Origin of the sequence: Brevundimonas sp., assembly GCF_046293315.1 — a bacterium.
In the GTDB taxonomy this organism is placed as follows: domain Bacteria; phylum Pseudomonadota; class Alphaproteobacteria; order Caulobacterales; family Caulobacteraceae; genus Brevundimonas.
Genome location: NZ_JBKBPF010000001.1, coordinates 241,899 through 264,849, shown reverse-complemented (window position 1 = coordinate 264,849; position 22,951 = coordinate 241,899). Strand labels below are relative to the sequence as shown.

Annotated in this window: 25 protein-coding genes; 12 read left to right on the top strand and 13 right to left on the bottom strand. The window is 67.3% G+C overall.

Annotation, left to right across the window (positions count from 1 at the left end):
• Positions 1-17: 17 nt before the first annotated feature.
• Positions 18-2,726 carry a M10 family metallopeptidase C-terminal domain-containing protein gene (locus ACK4SE_RS01205; protein WP_409687549.1) on the bottom strand — a complete coding sequence of 903 codons (2,709 nt, stop codon included), beginning with the start codon at positions 2,724-2,726 and terminating at the stop codon, positions 18-20.
• Positions 2,727-2,813: 87 nt separating this feature from the next.
• Here ACK4SE_RS01205 and ACK4SE_RS01200 point away from each other — a divergent pair, with 87 nt between their 5' ends.
• Positions 2,814-3,227, top strand: a complete 414-nt coding sequence (locus tag ACK4SE_RS01200; protein WP_409687546.1) for a protease inhibitor Inh/omp19 family protein — start codon at positions 2,814-2,816, stop codon at positions 3,225-3,227.
• 27 nt (positions 3,228-3,254) lie between these two features.
• Here ACK4SE_RS01200 and ettA read toward each other — a convergent pair whose 3' ends face one another.
• From ettA to ACK4SE_RS01175, 5 genes are all read right to left on the bottom strand, one after another.
• On the bottom strand, positions 3,255-4,922 hold the full coding sequence (ettA, locus tag ACK4SE_RS01195; protein WP_409687543.1) for an energy-dependent translational throttle protein EttA: 1,668 nt from the start codon (positions 4,920-4,922) through the stop codon (positions 3,255-3,257).
• Between the two features lie 87 nt (positions 4,923-5,009).
• Positions 5,010-5,924, bottom strand: coding sequence for an alpha/beta hydrolase (locus ACK4SE_RS01190; protein WP_409687540.1), 915 nt, complete (start codon positions 5,922-5,924; stop codon positions 5,010-5,012).
• 59 nt (positions 5,925-5,983) lie between these two features.
• Entirely contained in the window at positions 5,984-6,595 is a 612-nt protein-coding gene (locus tag ACK4SE_RS01185; protein ID WP_409687538.1) for a TIGR02466 family protein, read from the bottom strand.
• 283 nt (positions 6,596-6,878) lie between these two features.
• On the bottom strand, positions 6,879-7,409 hold the full coding sequence (locus ACK4SE_RS01180) for a hypothetical protein (RefSeq protein WP_409687535.1): 531 nt from the start codon (positions 7,407-7,409) through the stop codon (positions 6,879-6,881).
• 173 nt (positions 7,410-7,582) lie between these two features.
• Positions 7,583-10,480, bottom strand: coding sequence for a TonB-dependent receptor domain-containing protein (locus tag ACK4SE_RS01175; RefSeq protein ID WP_409687532.1), 2,898 nt, complete (start codon positions 10,478-10,480; stop codon positions 7,583-7,585).
• Between the two features lie 350 nt (positions 10,481-10,830).
• On the opposite strand from ACK4SE_RS01175, the gene ACK4SE_RS01170 reads away from it, so the two are divergent.
• Both ACK4SE_RS01170 and ACK4SE_RS01165 read left to right on the top strand, forming a co-directional pair.
• The gene (locus tag ACK4SE_RS01170) at positions 10,831-11,355 is read left to right on the top strand and encodes a hypothetical protein (RefSeq protein ID WP_409687529.1); all 525 of its coding nucleotides are present in this window, start codon (positions 10,831-10,833) and stop codon (positions 11,353-11,355) included.
• On the top strand, positions 11,352-11,753 hold the full coding sequence (locus ACK4SE_RS01165) for a TIGR01244 family sulfur transferase (protein ID WP_409687526.1): 402 nt from the start codon (positions 11,352-11,354) through the stop codon (positions 11,751-11,753). The genes ACK4SE_RS01170 and ACK4SE_RS01165 overlap by 4 nt, the downstream gene beginning before the upstream one ends.
• On the opposite strand, the gene ACK4SE_RS01160 is transcribed toward ACK4SE_RS01165, so the two are convergent.
• Entirely contained in the window at positions 11,750-11,911 is a 162-nt protein-coding gene (locus tag ACK4SE_RS01160) for a hypothetical protein (protein WP_409687523.1), read from the bottom strand. The two genes, ACK4SE_RS01165 and ACK4SE_RS01160, sit on opposite strands and share 4 nt — an antisense overlap.
• A 66-nt stretch (positions 11,912-11,977) precedes the next feature.
• On the opposite strand from ACK4SE_RS01160, the gene ACK4SE_RS01155 reads away from it, so the two are divergent.
• The gene (locus tag ACK4SE_RS01155; RefSeq protein ID WP_409687520.1) at positions 11,978-12,871 is read left to right on the top strand and encodes an MBL fold metallo-hydrolase; all 894 of its coding nucleotides are present in this window, start codon (positions 11,978-11,980) and stop codon (positions 12,869-12,871) included.
• On the opposite strand, the gene ACK4SE_RS01150 is transcribed toward ACK4SE_RS01155, so the two are convergent.
• Genes ACK4SE_RS01150 through queC form a run of 3 tightly spaced genes read right to left on the bottom strand, consistent with a single transcriptional unit; the run spans position 12,868 to position 14,595 of the window.
• Positions 12,868-13,239, bottom strand: coding sequence for a 6-carboxytetrahydropterin synthase (locus ACK4SE_RS01150; RefSeq protein ID WP_409687517.1), 372 nt, complete (start codon positions 13,237-13,239; stop codon positions 12,868-12,870). The genes ACK4SE_RS01155 and ACK4SE_RS01150 overlap by 4 nt on opposite strands.
• Positions 13,240-13,246: 7 nt before the next feature.
• Entirely contained in the window at positions 13,247-13,879 is a 633-nt protein-coding gene (gene queE, locus ACK4SE_RS01145) for a 7-carboxy-7-deazaguanine synthase (protein WP_409687514.1), read from the bottom strand.
• A complete protein-coding gene (queC, locus tag ACK4SE_RS01140) occupies positions 13,876-14,595 on the bottom strand; it encodes a 7-cyano-7-deazaguanine synthase QueC (RefSeq protein WP_409687511.1) in 720 nt (239 codons plus the stop codon). Before queC ends, queE begins: the two co-directional genes overlap by 4 nt.
• A gap of 265 nt (positions 14,596-14,860) precedes the next feature.
• Between queC and cutA the strand changes: the two genes are divergently transcribed.
• From cutA to ACK4SE_RS01100, 8 genes are all read left to right on the top strand, one after another.
• Entirely contained in the window at positions 14,861-14,977 is a 117-nt protein-coding gene (cutA, locus tag ACK4SE_RS01135) for a divalent cation tolerance protein CutA (RefSeq protein ID WP_409687508.1), read from the top strand.
• 104 nt (positions 14,978-15,081) lie between these two features.
• Positions 15,082-16,710: a response regulator gene (locus ACK4SE_RS01130; protein WP_409687506.1), complete on the top strand. Its 1,629-nt coding sequence runs from the start codon at positions 15,082-15,084 to the stop codon at positions 16,708-16,710.
• Positions 16,711-16,750: 40 nt separating this feature from the next.
• A complete protein-coding gene (locus ACK4SE_RS01125) occupies positions 16,751-17,221 on the top strand; it encodes a PaaI family thioesterase (RefSeq protein ID WP_409687503.1) in 471 nt (156 codons plus the stop codon).
• Entirely contained in the window at positions 17,218-17,619 is a 402-nt protein-coding gene (locus ACK4SE_RS01120; RefSeq protein ID WP_409687500.1) for a PaaI family thioesterase, read from the top strand. Before ACK4SE_RS01125 ends, ACK4SE_RS01120 begins: the two co-directional genes overlap by 4 nt.
• Positions 17,620-17,685: 66 nt before the next feature.
• Complete coding sequence (locus ACK4SE_RS01115; protein WP_409687497.1) at positions 17,686-18,039, top strand: hypothetical protein; 354 nt, start codon at positions 17,686-17,688, stop codon at positions 18,037-18,039.
• A gap of 63 nt (positions 18,040-18,102) precedes the next feature.
• Positions 18,103-18,456, top strand: coding sequence for a hypothetical protein (locus ACK4SE_RS01110; RefSeq protein WP_409687494.1), 354 nt, complete (start codon positions 18,103-18,105; stop codon positions 18,454-18,456).
• Positions 18,457-18,543: 87 nt separating this feature from the next.
• On the top strand, positions 18,544-18,972 hold the full coding sequence (locus ACK4SE_RS01105; protein ID WP_409687491.1) for a hypothetical protein: 429 nt from the start codon (positions 18,544-18,546) through the stop codon (positions 18,970-18,972).
• Between the two features lie 50 nt (positions 18,973-19,022).
• Positions 19,023-19,655 carry a S24 family peptidase gene (locus tag ACK4SE_RS01100; RefSeq protein WP_409687488.1) on the top strand — a complete coding sequence of 211 codons (633 nt, stop codon included), beginning with the start codon at positions 19,023-19,025 and terminating at the stop codon, positions 19,653-19,655.
• 196 nt (positions 19,656-19,851) lie between these two features.
• On the opposite strand, the gene ACK4SE_RS01095 is transcribed toward ACK4SE_RS01100, so the two are convergent.
• The 3 genes from ACK4SE_RS01095 to ACK4SE_RS01085 all read right to left on the bottom strand — a co-directional run bounded on the left by ACK4SE_RS01095 (position 19,852) and on the right by ACK4SE_RS01085 (position 22,916).
• Positions 19,852-20,391, bottom strand: coding sequence for an SH3 domain-containing protein (locus ACK4SE_RS01095; protein ID WP_409687485.1), 540 nt, complete (start codon positions 20,389-20,391; stop codon positions 19,852-19,854).
• A gap of 109 nt (positions 20,392-20,500) precedes the next feature.
• Entirely contained in the window at positions 20,501-21,109 is a 609-nt protein-coding gene (locus ACK4SE_RS01090; protein ID WP_409687482.1) for a response regulator, read from the bottom strand.
• Between the two features lie 133 nt (positions 21,110-21,242).
• Entirely contained in the window at positions 21,243-22,916 is a 1,674-nt protein-coding gene (locus ACK4SE_RS01085; RefSeq protein ID WP_409687479.1) for a lysine--tRNA ligase, read from the bottom strand.
• Between the last annotated feature and the right edge of the window lie 35 nt (positions 22,917-22,951).

Sequence of the window (22,951 nt, the reverse complement as noted above, 5' to 3'; positions counted from 1 at the left end):
TCAGGCGCTCAGCCCCCTCAGCCTGTGACACCAAGGAAGTTGTCGAACTCCGCATGGTTCCCGTACAGCACGATGCGCATATCCGCGACACCGTCGCCGTCGACATCGGCGGCGAGCACCGTGAAACCCGAGGCCGGAATCCAGCTCAGCATCAGTTGCCCGGCCTGCCCGGTGAACGCGTCCACCTGTGTGAAGACCTGGTTCCCCGCGACGTTGGCGTTGGCGTCCACCCCCCTCAGGTCGATGAAATCATCATCGCTCAGGTCCATGATCCGGTCGTAGTTGGCGTAGCTGGAATCCGAGACGTCCGTGTACCGGAAGGTGTCCGATCCCGCCCCGCCGGTCAGATAGTCCGCACCGCCGTAGCCGATGATGATATTGTCGGCACTGTTGCCCTTGATGACGTTTCTGAGGTCGTTGGCGACGGCGTTGGCGTTGGCCGATCCCAGGATGGTGATGTTCTCCACATGGGTCTGGCGGGCGTCAAAACTGACCGTGGTGTACACCGTGTCTACGCCGCCCCCGGCCACCTCGACCACCACGTCGCCGCGGCTGTCGACGTAATAGACGTCGTCGCCGCCCAGCCCCTGCATGTAGTCGTCGCCGCCGCCACCCTTGATGATGTTGGCCGCGTTGTTGCCGATGATGATGTTGTTGAGGTCGTTGGCCACAACGTTGGCGGTCGCCCCGCCGATGATCGTGATGTTCTCCACATGGGTGAAGCGGGCGTCGTAGCTGACGGTGCTGAATACGGTGTCTACACCCCCGCCCGCGACTTCCACGACTACGTCGCCGCGGCTGTCCACATAGTAGGTGTCGTTGCCGCCGAGCCCTTCCATGTAATCGTCGCCGCCCTGGCCCTTGATGATGTTGGCCGCGTTGTTGCCGACGATGATGTTGTTCAGATCGTTGCCGATGAGATTGAGCGTCGCGTTGCCCTGGGCCCTCAGGTTCTCCACGTGGGTGAAGCGGGCGTCATAACTGACACGGGCGTAGACGGTATCGGTTCCGCCGCCGGCGACCTCGACGACGGTGTCACCACGGCTGTCGACATAATAGACGTCGTCCCCCGCGCCACCCTCCATGTGGTCCGCGCCGGCGCCGCCCACCAGGATGTCGTTGCCCATACCGCCGTAAAGCTCATCGTTGCCGGCGCCGCCATCCAGCCGCGATCCCTGGTAGCCGCTCACCGGTGCATCGGCCCCGCTGAGAGAGACGTTCAGCGTATAGCTGGCGCCCGCGGGGATGGGATCGTAGGCCACGAACCCGCCCGAACCCGGCCCTGCGTAGGTTCCGACGATGATGTAATAGACGCCCGCTGCGGGAAGGGTGAAGCTGAGGAACGAGTCCTGCCGGACGGTGCTGCCCACATCGACCGGACCGTCGTCGTTCTGGGCCAGGGGCCTTCCGGCGGCGTCATAGATGCGCACCACCGCGTCGATCCCGCTGGTGCCGTCAATGTCGATGGTCACCGTCTCGTTGGCGCCGGCCGTGAAGCGGTACCACTCATAGGTGCCGTTGCCGGTGGCCTGAACCGTCGCATGCGGCACCGTGGTCGACGAAATGATCTCGGCGTCGAACTGCAGCCCGAAACCGCCGTCCAGTGAGAAGGCCGTTCCTCTGCTGGCGATCACCTGCCCCTGCGCCTTGACCAGATCCGCCACCGCCACCGCGACGGGAGTCGAGGCGGCGAACATGACGTCGTTGCCCGATCCCCCGATCGCCCGCTCAATCACCGCCCCCTTTGCGATCGCCACGTTCCCGGTCAGACCGCCCACACTGGAGAAGTGACCCTGGCGCAGGTCGATGACCTGCGACTGCGAGTAGCCCGAAAAATCCAGGGTGTCGTAACCCGCCGCATCCCAAACGGCGAAGATCAGGGGCGATCCGGCGTCGGTGGCGGTGTAGAAATCCCGCCCTGTGTTCGAGTTGAATCCGTAGACCGTGTCTCCGGTGCGGGTGCTCATGTTGGCGCCATAGATCAGCTGGATCGCGGCGATGTCGTCCAGCAGGGGCGCCGCGGCATTCGAGCCCATGAAGGACGCGCCCGTAAGGGCCTCATTCCAGTAGCTCATGATGCTGAACTGGCGCGTGTCCTCGATGTAATCGGCATCCGCATAGGTGGGCCTGTCGTCATCGCTGGCGTTGTAGTCGCCTGGATGCAGCAGACCGATCGCATGGCCGATTTCATGGGCAAGCGTGTGGCGGCCATAGTTCAGGTAAGCCGGCGACGAATTGTAGGAGAGGGAGCTGTTGATCCAGACATCCCCGTTCGTGGCGCTGGCGGCTGCATTGCCGGGGAGCGTTGCAAAGGCCGCAGCGCCGTCCATACCTGACGAATAGTTCCCGAACAGGATGGTCGCGGTGTCGGAATACCCCGCCCCGACACGCTCAAAGACGATGTTCGCCACGTCCGACCAACTCTGGAGAGCAAGGAGAGTCTGCTGGATCTGGGTGTTGTTGAAACGCGAAAACCCCGCGGTTTCTTCCGGCATGGATGACGGCGCCGTGTCGCGGAAAGCGAAGGTCACCACGGCGCCCGGGCCCGCGCCCCAGATCAGCCCGGCCCTGGCGATGGTCCCTGCGGCGCCTTCGATTGTGAAGGAGAGTTTGCCCGCGAAAGGCCCGCCGCCGCGGTACTCGGCATTGTTGTGGAGCGGCTCCTCCGCGGCCGGCCAGTCCTGTTCATGGCGCACGAAGTACCCCAGACCGCAGATGCCGCACATGGCGCTTCACTCCACTCAACTGTATGGTGGACCTTAGAGGGGACTCCGACACCGACAACCCTCTTTCGCCGACACCAGGAAGTTGTGATGATCCTCCTGACCCGCTGCGCGATCTTGTCGGGCTTCATGGCAAGCGCCGGGATCCTGCCCCCCTCCATGGAGATGTCGGTCATGAGCGTGTCCACCCCCGTCCTGCCTCCGGCGGAGGATCTGGCGGGACATTGGCGACTGGACTGGAGCGGCGGCGGGTGCCTCGTCAGCCTGTCGGCCACGCTTGTCGCCATGCCGCGCCCGGCGGCGGACGCCTGGGCCCTGACCCTGGCGCCCGGTTGCGCATTGAGCGACGCGCTGGAGTGGATCCGCGCCTGGCGGCCGGCGTCCGATGGAATCACCATGGTGGACGCACAGGGCCGGACGCGCCTTTTTCTGTCGCGCACGGGGCCCGGCGCCTATGAAGCCGTCCTGCCGTCGGGCCAGCTTCTGCGGCTGATGCACGACTGATCGGCAACCGACCAGCCGTGCGTCGGCCTACCGCCCGAACTTCTGGAACTTGATGCGGTGGGGGATGAGGCTGTCGGCGCCGAGGCGGCGCTTCTTGTCCTCTTCGTAGGCTTCGAAATTGCCCTCGAACCATTCCACGTGGCTGTCGCCCTCGAAGGCCAGGATGTGGGTAGCCAGACGGTCCAGGAACCAGCGGTCGTGGGAGATGACCACGGCGCAGCCGGCGAACTGCTCCAGCGCCTCTTCCAGGTTCTGCAGGGTCTCGATGTCCAGATCGTTGGTCGGTTCGTCGAGCAGGATCAGGTTGCCGCCGGACGCCAGGGTCTTGGCCAGGTGCACGCGGTTGCGCTCACCGCCTGACAGCTGGCCGACCTTCTTCTGCTGGTCGCCGCCCTTGAAGTTGAAGCTGCCCACATACGCGCGGGTGTTGATCTCGCGCTTGCCGACCATCATCACGTCGGTGCCGCCAGAGATGGCCTGCCAGATGGTCTCGTCCGGCTTCAGGTCGTCGCGCGACTGGTCCACATAGGCCAGCTTGACGGTCTCGCCGACCTTGATGGAACCGCCGTCGGGCTGCTCCTGGCCGGTGATCAGCTTGAACATGGTCGACTTGCCGGCGCCGTTGGGGCCGATGACGCCGACGATGCCGTTGGGCGGCAGCTTGAAGGTCAGGTTGTCGAACAGCAGCTTGTCGCCATACGACTTCTGCAGGCCCTCGACCTCCAGCACCACATTGCCCAGACGCGGGCCGGGCGGGATCTGGATATGGGCGTGGGTCTGGGCCCCGCGGGCGCTTTCCTGCTCCTCGACCATGCGCTCATAGGCGGCCAGACGGGCCTTGGACTTGGCCTGACGGGCCTTGGCGCCCGACCGGACCCATTCCAGTTCGCGGGTCAGAGCGCGCTGGCGGGCCTCGGATTCGGAGTTCTCCTGAACCACCCGCTTCTGCTTGGCCTCGAGCCAGCTGGAGTAGTTGCCTTCGTGGGGGTGGCCCTTGCCGCGGTCCAGCTCCAGCGTCCACTTGGTGACGAGGTCGAGGAAGTAGCGGTCGTGGGTCACCAGGATGACGCAGCCGGGGAAGTTCTCCAGGTGGTGCTGCAGCCAGGCCACGGACTCGGCGTCCAGGTGGTTGGTGGGTTCGTCGAGCAGCAGCATGTCGGGCTTTGACAGCAGCAGGCGGGCCAGCGCCACGCGGCGCTTCTCACCGCCGGACAGGTTGGTGACCTCCCAGTCGTCGGGCGGACAGCGCAGGGCGTCCATGGCCATCTCGATGCGGCTGTCGATGTCCCAGACGTCGGCGGCGTCGATCTTCTCCTGCAGCGCCGTCATCTCCTCCATCAGCGCGTCGGAGTAGTCCTCGGCCATCTCGGCGGCGATGCCGTTGAAGCGCTCGACCCACTGCTTCTCCTCGCACCAGGCCTCGACGTTCTGGCGCACGTTCAGCTCGGGGTTCAGGTGCGGCTCCTGCTCCAGATAGCCGCGCTTGATGCCGTCGGCGGCCCTGGCCTCGCCCGAGAACTCGGTGTCGAGACCGGCCATGATCTTCAGCAGGGTCGATTTACCGGAGCCGTTGACCCCCACCACGCCGATCTTGGCGTCGTTGTAGAAGCTGAGCCAGATGTTCTCGAAGATCTTCTTGCCGCCAGGAAAGGTCTTGGTCAGGCCCTGCATCTGGAAGATGTATTGCTGCGCCATGAGGTGCGGTGCGCCCTTGCTTGCGTTCGTATGGGGAGGTTGCGCGGGATGTAGCGATTGCGCGGGCTTTAGGCAAACGCAGCGGCGTCAGTCCCGGGCCGGGAGCAGGGCCAGCAGGCCGTGGGTGAAGCCGCGGGGAGCCACGGTCAGATGGTCCTCGTCGTTCAGGACCTCGCTGGACAGGGTCAGTCCCGCATAGTTGCGGGACCGGAGCCGCGCCTCGAAGCGGGCGTTGTCGCCGACCATGTCGTAGCGGTTGTTGCGGCCCCCGCCCGGCGCCTCGTACGCCCCGACATACATGTGGACCCGGGCCGGCAGGGCCGTGTGGGCGCGGGCGTAGTCGGCTTCGGTCCGCATCATGGCGTGATCGCCGAACCAGAAGGACGGGCTGCCCAGGATATAGCCGTCGAACAGCCCGGGCTCGGTGAACATGATCTGCGCGCCCAACAGGCCGCCGTAGGAATGGCCCAGCAGGATCCGGCGCGCCGGGTCGGCCCGGAAGCGGTCCTCGATGAAGGGCAGCACCTGGGTCTTCAGGTAGGTCTGGTAGGCCGCGCCGCCGCCGGTTCGGTCATTGATGGCGACGGGGGTGTAGTCGCGGGTGCGGCTGGCGGCGCCGCCTTCCCCGACCGCGTAGGAGAGGCCGACGAGGATGAACTCCTCGATCCTGGGGCCGTCCAGATTCACGCGGCGGGCGATCTGGCGCAGGATCGGGAAGGCGTAGTCCGCGTCGGTGACATAGAGCACCGGGTAGCGGCGGTTCGGGTCGGCGTCATAGCCGGGCGGCAGGGCGACGAAGACCTGATAGTCGCGGCCGGACACCGGGTCGGGCACGTCCCAGACCTGGCTGCCGAGGATTTCGTAGGGGCTCCCCTGCCCGCGCTGGGCGGTCGCTGACGGGGGCGGCCGGGTCGTGGGCTGTTCCGCGCTTGTCGCCGTCTCGCCGCAGGCCGACAGCGCCACAGTCAGCAGCCCGGCCAGGATCAACCCTCGTCTCAGCATCAAACGCCCCTTCAAGCCTGGCCGTACAGATGGCGAGGCGACGGGACCGAAATATGGCCTCAGGCGTAGTTGAAGCTGATGGAGACCCGCTCGGATCTGGCCCCGTTGGGCGGGACCTCGTGGCGGAGCCAGCTTTCCCACATCAGCACCGTGCCCGGCGCGGGGGCCAGATAGACGAAGGGCCGCTCGGCCTCGGGCGCGCCGGCGTGGACGGCGGGGCGGGCCATCATCATGGGCAGGCGCGGGTCCTCCAGCTTCAGGGCGGCGGCGCCGTCGGGGACCGAGACATAGATGGTGCCGGACAGAAAGGCGTGGGGGTGGATGTGGCCGGAGTGGCCACCGCCGGGTTTGAGGACATTCACCCACAGGTTGTCGAGCCGCGGCTTGCGGGCAAGGTCAAAATTCAGCGCCTTTCCGTAGGCGGTGGCGTGACGATCAAGGTGGCGCTTGAGCTCCGCGAACTCGGGAAAGCGCCGCGGCAGGTCGTTCAGAGACCCGTATGACGTGTATCCGCGATAACCATGGGTGCGACACCAGGCGCGGCCGGCCGTGTCCTCTGACGCCAGCATGGCGATCAGCTCGAGCAAGCCGTCGTTCAGCGCCTCAAAGCCGGGCGTATCGGCCAGGGACGCCTCATAGACCTGGGTGACGAAGAGGGGGCGCAGGGACATGGCCAGCCGGATACAGGCCCGATCGGGCGGGGTGGGCGTGAGACTCCGAACCGCAAAAACAGTGCAATTGGAGTGCAACAGAGTCTAACGCGGTCCGAAAAAAACAGTGTCTGAATTGTTGAATTGTTGAAATCGCCCCTGCCCGCTCGTGGTCCGGCCGCCATTATAGGGCCGGTGGAACCAGCGAGCGGAAAAAGGCGCACCCCGGGGCGTGAACCCTTGCTTCAGAAGGGCTCGGCCACGCAGAAAGCCGGGTTGGCCGACCGTGTTCGTGGCGGGCGCCCTACTCCAGACCGACCTCTTCGGGGGTGGCCGGCGGGGTGGTGACGTTGTCACGCAGGCGGCGAGCGGCGTGCTCGCAGCGACCCGGCAGGCCGAAGAACAGGCCGAACACCTCACTGCGCGAGGATTCCTCATCGCGGGCGATGGCCGCGTCCCACAGGGCGGTGCGTTCGGCGGCGGCGGCCTCGGCGGCGGCCAGGGTCCCGGGCGACTGGCGGTCACGGGCGGCGTTCAGACCGGCCTGGAAGTCAGCGGCCTCGAGCCGACCCAGACGCATGATCTCCTGATCCAGATCCGAGGGATCGGTCAGGCTCTCACCCAGGCGCACATGGCCCGTGACCAGGGCGTCGCACCAGGCGGTCAGGGCGTAGTCGTCGGTCGGGGCGCCGGGCGGCAGGGCGTGGGAATAGGCGATCGCCTCGCGGACCCGCACGGCCTGGGCGCTCTCGCCGGCGGAGCCGCCGGTGCGGATGGGGCCGTCATTTGCGGGCTGGACGGCGAGGGCGGCGATGAAGGCGAGCAGAGCGGTCATGCGTCTTCCTGAATGGCGTAGGGCGTGGCGGCACGGCGCGGAGCGCGCGAGCCGTCGACCCTAACGCATGAACGGCCCAGGTGGTTTTTCTGGGGCGGCATAAATCTGATGCGCCAACGAAAAAGGGCGGCGGGCCCGAAGGTCCGCCGCCCCATTCCGTATTGTCGTCCGACCTAGAAGCGAGCGGTCAGGCCGACGAAGTAGCGGCGGCCGAGCACGTCGTAGGTCGACGGGTCGGTGTTCGCCTGAACGCCCGGAGAGAAGGTCAGGGGCTGTTCGTCGGTCACGTTGTTGACCCCGAGGCGCATCGACACGGTGTCGTTGATCTCCCAGGAGCCAGTCAGGTCGAAGTAGTGCACCGGCTCCAGCACGTTGTCGGTGCCGAACTGGGTCAGTTCACCCACCCGACGCCAGCGAACGCCGACACCGAAGGGACCGTTCTGCCAGTTGGCCGAGGTCAGCACCTTCCACTCGGGGAAGGTGTTGCCGAACACGCTGTCGATGGTGCCGACACGCTCGATGATCGGACCACCGGCGATGACGGCGCTTTCGCGGCTTTCCAGCCAGCCGACGACGAGGCTGAAGCTCAGCGAGCCCAGGTCGGACAGGCCGGCGTCCATCATGTCGAACGCCCAGTCGATCTGCGCGTCGATGCCGGAGGTGGCCAGCGTCGCCTGGTTCTGGTTCAGACCCAGGGAGTTGTTCACGTTGCCCGAGAGCGGGTCACGCGAGAACAGCGAACAGAAGGCGTTGTTCGGATCGTAGGTCGGGTTCTGACCTTGCGCGTTGAAGCAGCCCTGCAGCGCCGAGGCGGCGCCGACGGTGCCGATCACGTCCTCGATCTCGATGCTGTAGTAGTCGAGCGAGGCCGAGATGCGCGAGAACAGCGGGGCGCTGATGTTAGGCTGGTAAACCACGCCCAGGGTCCAGGAGTCCGCGGTTTCTTCCGTCAGGTTCGGGTTACCACCCACCAGACCAGGGACCTGGTTGTTGGTGAACTGGTAGTCCGGAGCAGCGGCGGCCGACGCCTGGGCGTTGCAGAGCGCAACAACCTGGGCGGCGTTCGGTCCGGTGCGGTACGAGCTGCGGATATCGCAGGGATCGCCCTGGATGCCCGTGGCCGACGGCGCGCCGATGGCCGGGAAGCTGGTGCCCAGCGGCGCGAACAGTTCGCCGATGGACGGTGCGCGAACGGCGCGCTGGATGCCGCCCCGCACACGCAGGCCGTCAACGATGGCCCAGTCGACTTCAGCCTTGTAGGAGTTGGTGCCGCCGGCCGTGCTGTAGTCGGCGTAGCGGAAGCCCAGGTTCACATCCAGTTGCTGGATGAACGGCAGGTCGGACAGGACCGGGATCAGCAGCTCGGTGAACAGTTCGACGGAGTTGGTGTCGCCCTGCAGCGCGTTGCTGGGGTTGAAGCCGGCGATTTCCGAACCACCGACGTTGCCGCCGTCCGCCAGACCCGTGCGCGGGTTGATGTGCGGGGTCACGACGTTCTGCTGACGCAGCGAGGCGTCGGGCGTGAACACGTAGTTGTCCTGACGATACTGCGCACCCAGGGCGAAGCGGGCGTCACCGGCAGGCAGCTCGAACAGGCGACCCTGAACCACGGCTTCCGCGATGGTCTGTTCGGTGGTCGAGGTGTTGATGCTGCTGCGCGCGATGTAGTTGATGCACGACTGCGACAGGTTGGACTCGCCGAAGGGGTTGAAGCCGCCTTCGCAGAGCGAGGCGCCGCCGTCAGCCGCATCCAGCAGGCGCTGGACGGCGGACCGGGAGACGTTGCCGGTCTGGGTGGTCACCTGATCCACGTGGCCGTAGGACATGTAGGCGTCCCAGGTCCAGTCGCTGATCGGCAGGGCGCCGCGCAGGCCGGTGGTCAGCTGGAAGACGTTGTAGTTCTCGGAACCACGACGGCCGCCCACTTCGGTGAAGCGCTTGTCGAGGGCGAACGAAGACGTCGGCGTGGGACGCGAGGCCAGCAGCGCGGCCAGATCGGCCGGGATGAAGGGGTTGTCCACCGGCACGCGGAAGCCGGTGGCCGGAACCGCGCCGGCGGCCGGCGTGGCGGCCAGTTCGTTGGCGGCTTCATACTGGGTGAACAGGGCGCTGGCGTAGGCCTCGACGGAGTCGGTCAGCTCGTAACGGCCCGACGCATAGGCGTTCCAGCGGTCCAGCGGCAGCGCCATGTAGTTCAGCGGGCCGGTGTTGTAGGCCCAGTCGCCGCCGGGGGTGACGAAGCCCTCGTAATCGATGCCGCCCGGGCTCTGGAAGTTGCGGGTGCCCAGGTAGGTGAAGATGGAGCCGTTGTTGTTGTAACCGAAGGCGCCGGTCAGCGGCACGCCCGTTTCGCCGAAGTAGGCGTCAACCACGGCCTGGTCGGGACGGTTGTTGGCGTCGAAGGTGGTCGAGCCGAGGGGCGAGGCGCCGGAGGGACCGGAAACCCGCGAGAACTCGCGGTCGACGTTGTAGATCTCGCCGCGAACCGACCGGCCGACCGACAGAACCGCGTTGCCGCGGCCGCCGTCGAAGTTGCCGCCGATGGTGACCGAATAGCTCTGGGTCTCACCGTCGTTCCGGTCCGTGATGCCGTACTGGGCGTCGAACTGGATGCCTTCGAAGTTCTCGTTCAGGATGAAGTTGGCCACGCCGGCCAGGGCGTCGCCGCCGTAGGCGGCCGAGGCGCCGCCCGAGATCACTTCGATGTTCTGGATCAGGGCCGTGGGGATGATGTTGACGTCAACCACGCCCGAGGAGTTCGACGGCACCAGACGGCGGCCGTTGACCAGCACCAGGGTGCGGGTGGTGCCCAGACCGCGCAGGTTCAGGTTCGCCTGACCGCCGTTCGAGGGGTTGTTGGAGGTGAAGTTAATCGACGGCACGAACTGCGGCATGTCGTTCAGCAGCGAGTCGATGGTCACCGAGCCGGTCGCCTGGAAGTCCTCGGCGTCGACCGTCACGATCGGGCTGGACGAGACGAAGTCCTGGCGGGCGATGCGCGATCCCGTGACGACGACTTCATCGACGGTCGTCGCGTCCTGAGCAACGGCCGGAGCGGCGACCGCAGTCATCGCAAGCGCCGCGACGCCCCCGATAATGGTCGACGCGAGAAGTCGTTCGCGAGTGTTCTGGATATTCAAAGGGTCACCCTCCTGAGGCCGGCGTCGCACCAGTCGATAGTCGCTGATGCTCGCCCCCGTGATAAATGTGCGTAGCTCCCTGCCGGTCCTTTTGGGACTCGCAGGTTGTTTGAACGATCAGTTGCGGGCCCTCTCGCGTCAATGAAATTACGAACCTGTCACCCGGTCGTCGCCCATGTGTCGCATTCCCGCCACGGTTCCGCCACGGTGGAAATTGGTTCGGGCGGGCGCGGCTCGTGCTAAGTTTTGGGGCATACGATGATGGAGACCGGTGGAAAGCGATGACGAAAACAACCCTCTGGGCGACGAGCCTGGCCGTGCTGTGCGCGCTGGGGATGGCGCCCGACGCCCGGGCCCAGGACCGGGCCCCCCTCCTCGAACGGCTCGCCGTCTGCCGGCAGGTGGCGGACCCCGCCAGTCGGCTGACCTGCTATGATCAGGCCGCGCAGGCCCTGGATGAAGCCGAGCGTCAGGGCGAGATCGTCATCGTCGACAGCGCGCGGATTGAGGAAACACGACGTCAGGCGTTCGGATTCAACCTGCCCTCACTGGCCGGATTCAGGCGCGCCGGGGGCGAACCGGACATTGAGGGTGTGAACACCACTCTCGCCCACGCCAGAAGCGGGCCCGACCGGAAATGGCTGTTCACCCTGGCCGACGGGTCCGTCTGGCGCCAGATCGACAACGGCCGGGTCCTGTTCCGCAACCGCGAGGGCGTCGAGGTGCGGATTCGTCGTGCGGCCGTCGGCAGCTATCTGATGTCGATCGACGGGACCCGCGGCGTCCGCGTGCGACGCGAGCAATGAGTCTTCGCCGTCTGGATGACCGCACATGGGTGGCAGGAGCCGTCACGCCGCAAGATCTGGATGCCGCGGTCGGGCTTGGCGTGACCCGGATCGTCAACAACCGGCCTGATCATGAGGACCCCGGACAGCCCGCCAGCGACGTGGTGGCCGGGTGGGCGCGCGACGCGGGGCTGGACTATGCTTGGATCCCCATAGCCGGCCGGCCCGACGCCGACGCCGTGCAGGCCACGACGGCCGTGCTGGCGGATGACGCAGCCGTGCTGGTTTTCTGCCGCTCGGGGCTTCGGTCGGCCGCCGCCTGGGCCGCTTCAAGAGTGACTGTCGGGGCCCTGACGCCCGAGGACGCGCGGGCGGCGGCGGCCCGCGCCGGCTTCGACCTGTCCGGCCTGCCGCTCTAGCGGATCACGGCCGCCCGGGCGGCGTAGGGGGCGGTCGGCTCGGGGGTGCAGGAGGCGGCGACCAGTTGCGCCGCCATGAGACACAGGACGGCGGCGAACAGGGGCTGGAGCCGATTTGAGACAGTAATGAGGGCGTCCAGGGCGAGGGTTCGGGCCATTGCGGCGTCTCCGGGCGGGTCAGACCGCCTTGACCGCAAGGTCCGCGCCGTTCGAATGGAGGCCCCATGATCCCCTTCGTCAAAGACTTCGATCCGGAATACGGCTTCTGCCGCCGCGTCTCGCCGCGCATCCGCCGGGTGACAGCCAACAATCCGGGGCCGTTCACCTTCACGGGGACCGGCACCTACATCGTGGGCGACGGGACGGTGGCGGTGATCGACCCGGGGCCGAACGACGGGGCGCATCTGGCCGCGCTGCTGGCGGCGGTGGAGGGCGAGACGGTCAGCCATGTGCTGGTCACCCACACGCACCGGGACCATGCGCCGCTGGCCCGGCCGTTCGCCGATGCAGTGGGCGCGCTGGTGCTGGCGGCGCGGCCGCCGGCGCGCGAGACCCACGCCTCGGGGGCGCTGGACGAGGCCGAGGACCAGACGTTCCGGCCGGACGTGATCCTGAACGACGGCGACCGGATCGCGGGGCCGGACTGGACGCTGGAGACGCTGGTGACGCCGGGGCATGCGTCGAACCATCTGGCCTTCGCCCTGATCGAGGAGAACGCCCTGTTCAGCGGCGACCATGTGATGGGCTGGGCCACCAGCGTGGTGGCGCCGCCCGACGGGGACATGGGCGCCTATATGGAAAGCCTGGAGCGGGTGACGGCGCGGGGGTTCGATACGCTTTGGCCCACCCACGGGGCTCCGGTGACCGACGTTGCGCCGTTCCTGACGGCTTACAAGGCGCACCGGCTGGAGCGCGAGGTCCAGATCCTGGCGCGGCTTGAAGCGGGGGACCGGACCATCAGCGAGATGGTCCCGGCTCTGTATGCGGCGGTGGACGCGCGCCTGTGGCCGGCGGCGTCCCTGTCGGTGCTGGCGCACCTGATCGATCTGGTCCGGCGCGGGGTGGTCGTCTGTGACGGGGAGCCGGGACTGGGGTCCGCGTTCCGATTGCGGCCCTAAAGCTCCAGCGCGCAGCGCTCGTGGATGGTCGGGCGGCTGACCACCACGCGCGACAGGCCGGGCCATTCGGGGGTCAGGCGCTGGACGAACCACAGGCACAGGTGTTCGAGGGAGGGGACCTCCAGGCCCTCGTGCTCGTTCAGCATGCCGTGGTCCAGCTCGCCGGCGGCGGCCTTGAGCGCCGCGTCCAGCGCGTTCAGGTCTGCGACCCAGCCGTTGCCATCCAGCCGGTCCGAGCGGATCGACACCTCCACCTGGAACGAGTGGCCGTGGATGCGCCGGTAGGGGCTGCCCTCCGGCTCGTTGGGGAAGTGGTGCGCCGCGTCGAAGGTCGCGGCCTTGGTGATCTCGAAAACGGGCTGGGTCATGTCAGGGTCAACGCACGCCGATGTATTTGTGGGTCTGGACGCTGAGGCGCCATTTGGGATGTTGCAGGCAGTAGTCCATGGCCGCCGCCGTATTGGCCCCGGTGTCCGGGCCGTCCATGGGCTGCAGCCAGAAGCGTTCGAAGGCCATGTCGGCGAACTGTTCCGGCCGGGCCAGCGCCTGGGGGTAGACCAGTTTCAGCTCCTGGCCGGTGGTCTGCAGGACGGGGGCGTCGGCCTTGGGGCTGACGCAGATCCAGTCGAGGCCGTCCGGTGCGACGATGGTGCCGTTGGTCTCCACCGCGATCTCGAAGCCGCGGGCGTGCAGGGCGGCGATCAGGGGCGGGTCCAGCTGCAGCAGGGGTTCGCCCCCGGTGCAGACCACCAGACGGGGGCCGCCCTCCCCGCCCCGCCACAGGGACGCCACGCGGTCGGCCAGAGCCTCGGCCGAGGCGAACTTGCCGCCGTCGGGGCCGACGCCGACGAAATCGGTGTCGCAGAACGAGCAGACGGCCGTGGCCCGATCCTGTTCGCGCCCGCTCCACAGGTTGCAGCCGGAAAAGCGCAGGAACACGGCGGGACGGCCGGCCTGGCCGCCCTCGCCCTGAACGGTGAGGAAGATTTCCTTGACGGTGTAGGTCACGCGCCCGCCGCCCACTGGTCATGGCCGGCCGCGCGCAGTTCGCACGCGGGGCAGGTTCCGCAGCCGTAGCCCCACGGGTGCCGGTGGTCGCGATCGCCAAGATAGCAGGTGTGGCTGTCCTCGATGATCAGGGAGACCAGAGGGTCGCCGCCCAGATCGTGGGCCAGGGCCCAGGTCTCGCCCTTGGTCAGGTGCATCAGGGGCGTTTCGATGGGGACCGGCTTGTCCAGGCCCAGCGACAGGGCCTGCTGCATGGCGTCCATGGTCTCGCGTCGACAGTCGGGATAGCCGGAATAGTCCGTCTCGCACATGCCGCCCACCAGCACGTCGAGCCCGCGCCGGTCGGCCAGGGCGGCGGCGTAGGTCAGAAACACCAGATTGCGGCCCGGCACGAAGGTGGTGGGCAGGCCGCGCGCGTCCATCTCGATGGCCCGGTCGCTGGTCAGGGCGCTGTCGGCGATGCGCCCGAAGCCGGTGATGTCCACCACATGGTCCGGGCCCAGGCGGTCCGCGACCCCGGGCAGGACGCGGGCCATGCCGTCGCGCACCCTGAGCCGCGCCTGCATCTCCACCGCGTGGCGCTGGCCATAGTCGAAGCCCACGGTCTCGACCCGCGCGAACCGGTCCAGCGCCCAAGCCAGGCACGTGGCGCTGTCCTGCCCGCCCGAGAACAGAACCAGGGCGGAGGACGAAGGGTTGATCGAGGAAGCGCTCATGACAAATCTGCGGTCGGCCCGGGGGCCGCGCGCATGCAAGGGAGTCCAGTGATGAAAGACGAAGTGGCGGTGCTTTACACCACATGGCCCGATGCGGAAAGCGCGGCGTCAGCGGGCCAGATTCTGGTGGGCGAACGGCTGTGCGCCTGCGTCAACATCCCGGGAGCCCCATGCGGTCGATCTATCGCTGGGAGGATGCGGTGGAAGATAGCGCCGAAGCGCCGGCCCTGTTCGAGACCACCGCAGGGGCGCCGCGGCCGCCCTGATGGACCGGATTGCCGCCTTGCACCCCTACGATAATCCCTGCGTGCTGATGCTACCGGTATCATCGGCAGGGTCGTCGGAAACGTTCGCGGCCTGGATCAGGACGTGTGTGAACTGACAGGCACATGATTTTGCGGGGTATTTTTCGCACTGCATGAGGCTTAACCCTTCCGCAAAACATGCCGATGCAATGTCTGTCGGTAACAGGGAGTTCTCGGCCGTATGCCGACGATTGAGTCCATTGCCGAACGGATCAACCCGGCCGGCCTCACGACCCTCGGGCAAGAGGTGTATGCGCGGTTCCAGGCGGAGCCCGACACCCTGGTCATACCCGTGGTCGACGATGGACGCCCGGTCGGCCTGATCGAGCGCGACGCCTTCCTGCTGAAGTACGCCGGCGATCACGGCCACGCCCGTTACGCCAACCGGACCGTCGACGTGTTCATGGATCCGGAACCCGCCATTGTGGAAGCCGGGGTTCACATCGAGGCCTTCGCCGGACCCATCCTGAACAGCGGCCCGGGCGCGCTGCTGCGGGGGTTCCTTGTGACCCGCAACGGCGCCTACTGGGGCGTCGGCACAGCCGTGGCGCTGCTGCGCGCCGCCAATGCCGGCAAGGAGCGCCGCATTCGCGCCCTGGCCGAACAGGAAGAGGCGCGCGCCGAGGAACAGGAACGGGCCCTGGCCGTGGCGCGCGGGCGCTGCGACTTCCTCAACGCCCTGAGCCATGATCTGCGCATGCCCCTGAACGGCGTGCTCGCTGTAGGCGAACTGTTGCAGCGCCAGCCGCTGGCCCCCAACGCCCAGGCCCATGTGCAGACCATCGTGGACTCAACCGAGACCATGCTGCGCGTGCTTCAGAACGCCATGGACCTGAGCCACGCCGAGGCGGGCGAATTGGTGCTGGAGCCAGGCGCGACTGTGCTTCGCGACTTGATGGATGCGATCCAGAGCGAATGGGAGCCCCGCGCCCTGGCCCAGGGCGTGCAGCTCATGGTGGGCTATGATGGCGACACCGAGCTGGCGGGTGATCTCGACGGCCGACGCCTCAAGCAGGTGTTCGACAATCTGATCGGCAACGCTCTGAAATTCTCGCGAGGCGGGCTGGTGGAAGCCAGCCTGAAGGCCCGCGCCGCCAGTGGTTCGGTGGTCATCGAAGCTCGGGTCCGGGACAGCGGCTCGGCCCTGGCGGGTCTGAGCGAAGAGGATCTGTTCGCCACCTTCATCAAGGCCGCCGACACGGGCTCGGCGCCGGGCGGCATCGGGCTCGGGCTGTCGATCTGCCGCCACATCGTCCACGCCATGAACGGGCACATCTGGGCCGAGCGGAACCAGGGCAAGGGCGTCACCCTCGCCTTCGACCTGTGCGCGCCCCAGGCCGTGATCGAGATCGAGGCGGACTCCAACGTGTCCGAGATCGACGGCCTGTCGCTCCAAAGCCAGCCTCACGTGCTGATCGTCGACGACAACGCCACCAACCGCGTGGTGGCCCAGGCCCTGTGCGAAATGTTCGGCTGCACCTCCGAGACGGCCGAGGACGGTCTGGAAGCGCTGGAGGCCGTCCAGGCCACCCGCTTCGACCTGATCCTGATGGACATCAAGATGCCGCGCATGGACGGCATGGCCGCCACGGTCGCCATCCGGGCGCTGGACGGACCGGTTTCACGCACGCCTATCATCGCCCTGACCGCCAACGCCGACCCGGACGACGCCCGCAAGTACGTGGCCCTGGGCATGGCTTCGGTGGTTGAAAAGCCGATCAAACCCGAACGCCTCCGCATGGCGATCAACGCCGCGGTGGCCGAGGCGGAGACCCAGGCGACGCGCGACGACACGCGTCGCACGGGATAGGCGCCTTTCTCGCCCTGGTCTGATGGACTAGGACACGCCCATGGCCGTTCCCATCGAATCCTTGTTGCCCCAGCTGGCCTCCGGCGCCGCGCACACCCATGCGCTGGGGTTTCAGTACGAGGCGCTGGACGGCGAATCCGTCACCCTGCGCGCGCCCTATCGCGACGAACTGGTGGGGGATCCGGTTGCGGGTGTTCTGGCCGGCGGTCTCGTCACCACCATGCTGGATCACGTGGGCGGCCTTGCGGTGTGGGTGGCGCTCGGCGAATTCCGGCCCATCGCCACGCTGGACCTGCGCGTGGACTACATGCGGGCGGCCGAGCCGGGCCGTGATCTTCTGGCCCGGTCCCGATGCTATCGCCTGACCCATTCCATCGGCTTTGTGCGCGCCTTCGCCTACGAGAGCGATCCGGACGATCCCGTCGCGGCGGCGCAGGCCGCCTACATCATCAACTCTGACGGGGAGCGGGGCGTCGGCGCCAATGTCTCGCGCCCGGGGGGGCCGACATGAGCGCGCCGGCCATCTTCGATCTGGAGCGCATCCCCTACGCCCGCTTCCTGGGCCTGAGGTCGCTGCAGTCCGGCGACGAGCTGACGGTGGTGATGCCGTTCTCGGATCACCTGATCGGCAACCCGATGCTGCCGGCTCTGCACGGGGGATCGACCGCAGCCCTGCTGGAGCTGACAGCCACAGCGCAGCTGGCGCTGCTGCACCCGCGGGCGCGACAGCCCCGGCCCATCAATGTGACCGTTGCCTATCTGAGGTCCGGCAAGCCGGTGGACACCTTTGCCCGCGCCCATGTCAGCAAGGCCGGACGACGGGTCGCCACGGTGACCGTCGAAGCCTGGCAGGACGAACGCCGCCAGCCCATCGCCACCCTGACCGCCCACTTCCTGCTCGACAACTAAAACGAGCATTGTTGCAGGTTGCGCCTCTGGCGTGGTTTGCTTCCGCTCTCGGGCGAGGGTGGAACCATGCACGCAGAAGCCGTCGGCCAGGATCTGAGCCGGAAAATCCATGCCGCCGAAATGGCGCTGGACCACGCGCTGATCGACGTCGCAACCCTTGCGGCCGCCCTGCCCGAAGCGCGGATGCGCGCCGGCGTGTCCGGCCTGACGGGACAGGCGGCGTTCGATGACCTGGCGGCCTGCATGATGGCGCTGACCCAGGCTCGCGCACGGCTCGGGGGGGGACACCGGACCCTGGCCGCCCTGGCCCGACGCATGGGGCTGGAGACGCTGGCCGCCGGCCCCATGGACAAGCCGGAGGACAGGCCGCCGATGAACGGTTCCGGGCGGATCCACGAAAACATGGTGAATGAAAAGTAAACGCTCTACCCTCGGGCGCTGAACTGTGTTAACACTTGGCTAACCACAGTGGAGGGTTTGGACGTGTACAAGGCTGAAATCGTTAACGGCGTCGCCAGTGAGCTCTACGCCACCGAACAGGCGCTCGACGCCGCCATCGCCCAGGCCAGCGGCCTGGTACAGACCATGATCGCCAGCCGCGCGGAGCTGAGCGTGTCGGCCGTCGCCGGCGCCCAGGCCCAGGCCAAGGCCATGGAAGCCATCGCCACCCTCGGTCAGGCGCGCGAAGCCATCGTCGCCGCCCACCAGGAACTGGCCAAGGATCACCGTCGCATGGGCTGGGGCGTCTACGCCGCCGGACCGCTGGACAAGCCCGACGACATGACCCGCCCCGTTGAGGGCCCTTGGCGCGCGACGCCCGATCTTCGCGTTGCTTAATTCGCTGTAAGAAACCGCCTCAACCGTATCGGTTGAGGCGAATTCAGAGCATTATCGCCCCCGGACGATGGTTTCGGGGGCGATTTGGTGTTTGACACCCTCTACACGCAAATCGGTGCGGTTTTCATGATCGCAGCCCTGGCTTTTGCCATGATCAAAGGCGAAGAGCCGGAACGCGCCTTCTCGGGCGTTTATCTCGTCGCGTGGCTAGCTTCGATGCTGGTCCAGAACGAAAGCGATCTCTTTCGGTGGCAACCCGTCATTGCACTACTCGACGTTGTAGTTTTGCTTTCTCTGATCGGGTTGAGTTGGAAAAGCACCCGCAGCTGGCCTGTATGGGCAATGGGATTTCAACTGCTCGTACTCATGGGGCTGGTTATCCCATTGATGGATGTGCGCCCCCCAGCCTGGTCGTATATCGCGGTGGTTAATCTGGGCGCGTACGGCGTTATTGGTAGCCTCGCCGTCGGCACCTTCTGGGCTTGGCAGGAACGGCGCGCTGCAGGACTGGAGTAGAGGATTAAATTCCTAGCCCATGCTAAAAGCGAGCGATTCGGAGATCGTTCTTGCCGCTGACGCATGCCCAACTCTGGAAAGGTCTGGACGCGCTGGCGGCGCGGCAGGGCATGACGCCGTCGGCGCTGGCGCGGGCGGCGGGGCTGGATCCCACAAGCTTCAACCGGTCCAAGCGGTTCGGCCCCGGTGAGCCGCCAAGGCCGCGCTGGCCGTCGACCGAGAGCCTGACCCGGGCGCTGGACGTGACGGGGGTCAGCCTGGGCGACTTTGCGCGGCTGGCGCGGGACGCGGCCTCGGCCGAGAGCGTGCCGCTGCTGGGCATGGCCCAGGCGGGGGCGGACGGCTTCTTTGACGACGCGGGCTATCCGACCGGACAGGGTTGGGACCGCACCCTCTTGCCCGCGGCCGGGGATGCACGCTTCAGCCTCAAGATCAGCGGGGACTCCATGACGCCCCTGTACCGCGAAGGCGATGTGGTGATCGTGGATCGGGCGGTGACCGATGTGCGCAAGGGCGACCGGGTGGTGGTGCGCACCACCAGCGGCGAGGTGATGGCCAAGGAGGTCACGCGCCTGACCGCCACGCGGGTGGAGCTGGGCTCCATCAATCCCGCCCATCCGCCCCGCACCCTGCACCCGCGGGACATCGACTGGATAGCGCGGATCCTTTGGGTCAGCCAGTAGGCCGATATCCTCTCCTCCCCATCGGAACGATGGGGAGATGGCGCGCGGGCGCGACTTGGCGCCCGTGACGAAGGGGGCGGCGCGGGCGGGAGGATCCAGAGATCATACGCCAAAATCCCGGCCGGCCCCCTCCACCACCCCGGCTGAGTCGCCGGGGCGGTCCCCCTCCCCGCCTGGGCGGGGAGGAGATGTCGGATCAGTACGCGCGGCGGACGTAGCCGGAGTGGACGTAGCCGCCGCCGGCGAGCTGCAGCCACTGGCCTTGCGAGCCGGCCACCTGGAAGCTCTGACCGGCGCCGATGGAGCCGATCTGGCCGTGGCCGGTGGAGGGGCCGGAGCGGATGCGCAGATTGCTGGTGGCCACATAGGCGTTGGCCCGGGCCGCAGCCTCCGCATGGCCGTTATTGTAGCCGGCGTTGTAGTTGTCGAGGCGGGCGCGCTGCTGGCGGCAACCGACGTAGGAGCCGGCCGCTGCGCCGAGGACGCCGCCGCCCACCGCGCCGAGCTCCCGCTCGTTGCGCGAGATCTGGGTGCCCAGGGCCGCGCCCAGGATGCCGCCGATCACGGCGCCGGCCTGCTGGCGGCCGCCGGGGGCGTCGCAGCCGAGGACCCCGGAGCCCATGGGACGCTGGGGCTGCTGCCCGAAAGACTGGGCCGAGGCGGTTCCGGCCAGGCCCATGGCGCCGGCCATCAACACCGCTAGAGCGGCTTTCGAGGAAGACTTCAGGTTCGACATGACGCTCTCTCCTTTTTTCGATCGTTGTCGATAAGGAGAGGCTAGCCCCCCGAACCTGAAGCGGTTCAGACGCGGGCGGTTATATTGGGTTCATCCGCAGCGCCCCGCTCTACGCCCGGTCACGGGCGGCCAGCTGGACCACCTTGAGCACATCAACCACCCGGTAAGGCTTCGCCAGAATATGAGCCGCGAGGCCGGCATGGCGGGATGCCTGCGTCACGTCGCCGGACATGAAGACTGACGGGACACCCCACCGCCTCGTCAAATCACCGGCCAGTTCGATACCGGTTCCGGGGCCGCCCAGATTGATGTCCAGCAACGCCACGTCGATGGCATGCTGGGCCGCCAGGACAGCGGCCGCCTCTGCCGTCGCGACGGGGCCGATGACGGCGTGGCCGGCCTCCGTCAAGCCGTCAACCAGTGACTGGGCGCTGTCCGGGTCATCCTCCACCACCAGCAAGGTCAGCATCCGGCTTTCAGACACCACCTCCGGGGCCGGGCTGGACTTGGTCAGCACCTCCCGCAGCCGGACCCATACGGCCTCGGGTTCGGCCTCGTGATCGAGGTCGTAGACCCGCGCCATGGCGCGCATCTCGTCGATGTCCCGGGCGGCCACTGCACCGCCTTGAAGCAGGGGGTCCAGGCGCGTGAAAAATCCGGCCAACTGGTCGGGCGATGCGGTCGCACCGCCTTCTGCATGGCTCTGGGAACCGTCCATTTCAACCTCCTCTGACGGAAGACCCGCCACGACCCGCACACTGCGGACGCCTCATAGTTGGGCTGTGGTCCCGAGGATAAAAGACGGCTGACTTGCTTGTTACCGATTGTAACATTCCCGCCAGCGAGGAACGTTATTGCGCCAGTTCGCCCCGGGCGCCCTGTTCCAGCAGGGCGATGGTGCGGTCCAGGCCGTAGATGGCGGCGAAGGAGCCGAAGCGGGGGCCCTGGCTCTGGCCCAGCAGGACTTCGTACAGGGCGGCGAACCAGGCGCGCAGGGGCTGGAAATCGTGTTCCTTGCCCACCGCATAGACCTCGTTCTGGATCATCTCGCCGTCTGTGGTGTCAGCGGGCAGGGCGCGCAGGCGGCCGGCCAGGTCCTGGAAGGCCGCAGCCTCCGCCCCGGTGGGCGCGCGGAAGGCCTTCGTGGGCTTCACGAAGTCCTCGTAATAGTTCAGCGCATGACCCATCAGCCGGTCCAGCACCGGTTCGCTCTCGGGCGTGGCGTCGGGCAGGTAGCGGGCGAAATAGGCCCACAGCTCCGCCTTGTTCGATGCGTTGGCCACGCCGACCAGATTCAGCAGCAGCGAGAACGACGCCGGGCTGGCGTCCTTCGGCGGCGCGCCGGAGTGGATGTGCCAGACCGGGTTGTCGATCTGCTTGGGCGGCTCCTGCGTCGCGAAGCTGGTGATCGCCTGCAGGTAGTCGTCGATGGCGCGCGGGATGACGTCGAAGTGCAGCTTCTTGGCCGATTTGGGCGACTGGAACATGTACCAGCTGAGGCTCTCGGGCGTTCCGTAGCGCAGCCATTCGTCCATGGTCAGGCCGTTGCCCTTCGACTTGGAGATCTTCTGGCCGGCCTCGTCCAGGAACATCTCGTAGTTGAAGCCCTCGGGCGGGACGCCGCCCAGGGCGCGGCAGACCTTTGAGGACACCTTGACCGAGTCGATCAGGTCCTTGCCGCTCATCTCGTAGTCCACGCCCAGCGCGGTCCAACGCATGGCCCAGTCGGGCTTCCACTGCAGCTTCACATGGCCTCCGGTGACCGGGACCTCGGTGCGGCCGCCCGCCGGATCGTCGAACACGATGGTCCCGCGATCCAGATGCCGCTCCAGCGTCGGCACCTGAAGCACATGGCCGGTGATCGGGCTGACGGGCAGGAAGGGCGAATAGGTGGCGCGGCGGTCCGGGCCGAGCGTCGGCAGCATGATGGCCTGCACGGCGTCGAAGCGCTCCAGCAGGATCAGCAGCGCCTGATCGAACCGGCCGGAGCGATAGGCCTCGGTCGAGCTCATGAACTCGTATTCGAAACCGAAGCCGTCGAGGAAGGCGCGCAGGCGGGCGTTGTTGTGGGCGCCGAAGCTGTCGTGAGTTCCGAACGGGTCGCGCACCTGGGTCAGGGGCTTGTGCAGATCCTCGGCCAGCATCTCCGGGTTGGGGACGCCCTCGGGCACCTTGCGCAGGCCGTCCATGTCGTCGCTGAAGGCGATCAGGCGGGTCGGCCAATGGTCTCCGGTGAGGGCGCGGAAGGCGTTGCGGACCATGGTGGTGCGGGCCACCTCGCCGAAGGTGCCCATGTGCGGCAGGCCCGAGGGACCGTAGCCGGTCTCGAAGATCACCGGCCGTGCGAGGGCCGGCAGCGTGGCCAGGGCCTCGTCCGTCCTGTTCTTGCCGATCAGGGTCGCGGCCAGGTCGCGCTCGCCGTCCGTGTCGAGGCGGTGTTTGAGCAGGTGGGCCAGCAGGTTGCGGGCTTGCTCGAACGGCCACGACCGGGCCTCACGCGACAGGGCTTCGATGTTTTGCAGCATGGGGGTGGGCTTAGGGTCTGGACAGGCCGGGGGTC

Coding starts and splice junctions, on each gene's coding strand:
- ACK4SE_RS01205 (WP_409687549.1), bottom strand. CDS start 2,726: ATGTGCGGCATCTGCGGTCTGGGGTACTTCGTGCGCCATGAACAGGAC.
- ACK4SE_RS01200 (WP_409687546.1), top strand. CDS start 2,814: ATGATCCTCCTGACCCGCTGCGCGATCTTGTCGGGCTTCATGGCAAGC.
- ettA (WP_409687543.1), bottom strand. CDS start 4,922: ATGGCGCAGCAATACATCTTCCAGATGCAGGGCCTGACCAAGACCTTT.
- ACK4SE_RS01190 (WP_409687540.1), bottom strand. CDS start 5,924: ATGCTGAGACGAGGGTTGATCCTGGCCGGGCTGCTGACTGTGGCGCTG.
- ACK4SE_RS01185 (WP_409687538.1), bottom strand. CDS start 6,595: ATGTCCCTGCGCCCCCTCTTCGTCACCCAGGTCTATGAGGCGTCCCTG.
- ACK4SE_RS01180 (WP_409687535.1), bottom strand. CDS start 7,409: ATGACCGCTCTGCTCGCCTTCATCGCCGCCCTCGCCGTCCAGCCCGCA.
- ACK4SE_RS01175 (WP_409687532.1), bottom strand. CDS start 10,480: ATGACTGCGGTCGCCGCTCCGGCCGTTGCTCAGGACGCGACGACCGTC.
- ACK4SE_RS01170 (WP_409687529.1), top strand. CDS start 10,831: ATGACGAAAACAACCCTCTGGGCGACGAGCCTGGCCGTGCTGTGCGCG.
- ACK4SE_RS01165 (WP_409687526.1), top strand. CDS start 11,352: ATGAGTCTTCGCCGTCTGGATGACCGCACATGGGTGGCAGGAGCCGTC.
- ACK4SE_RS01160 (WP_409687523.1), bottom strand. CDS start 11,911: ATGGCCCGAACCCTCGCCCTGGACGCCCTCATTACTGTCTCAAATCGG.
- ACK4SE_RS01155 (WP_409687520.1), top strand. CDS start 11,978: ATGATCCCCTTCGTCAAAGACTTCGATCCGGAATACGGCTTCTGCCGC.
- ACK4SE_RS01150 (WP_409687517.1), bottom strand. CDS start 13,239: ATGACCCAGCCCGTTTTCGAGATCACCAAGGCCGCGACCTTCGACGCG.
- queC (WP_409687511.1), bottom strand. CDS start 14,595: ATGAGCGCTTCCTCGATCAACCCTTCGTCCTCCGCCCTGGTTCTGTTC.
- cutA (WP_409687508.1), top strand. CDS start 14,861: ATGGACCGGATTGCCGCCTTGCACCCCTACGATAATCCCTGCGTGCTG.
- ACK4SE_RS01130 (WP_409687506.1), top strand. CDS start 15,082: ATGCCGACGATTGAGTCCATTGCCGAACGGATCAACCCGGCCGGCCTC.
- ACK4SE_RS01125 (WP_409687503.1), top strand. CDS start 16,751: ATGGCCGTTCCCATCGAATCCTTGTTGCCCCAGCTGGCCTCCGGCGCC.
- ACK4SE_RS01120 (WP_409687500.1), top strand. CDS start 17,218: ATGAGCGCGCCGGCCATCTTCGATCTGGAGCGCATCCCCTACGCCCGC.
- ACK4SE_RS01115 (WP_409687497.1), top strand. CDS start 17,686: ATGCACGCAGAAGCCGTCGGCCAGGATCTGAGCCGGAAAATCCATGCC.
- ACK4SE_RS01095 (WP_409687485.1), bottom strand. CDS start 20,391: ATGTCGAACCTGAAGTCTTCCTCGAAAGCCGCTCTAGCGGTGTTGATG.
- ACK4SE_RS01090 (WP_409687482.1), bottom strand. CDS start 21,109: ATGGACGGTTCCCAGAGCCATGCAGAAGGCGGTGCGACCGCATCGCCC.
- ACK4SE_RS01085 (WP_409687479.1), bottom strand. CDS start 22,916: ATGCTGCAAAACATCGAAGCCCTGTCGCGTGAGGCCCGGTCGTGGCCG.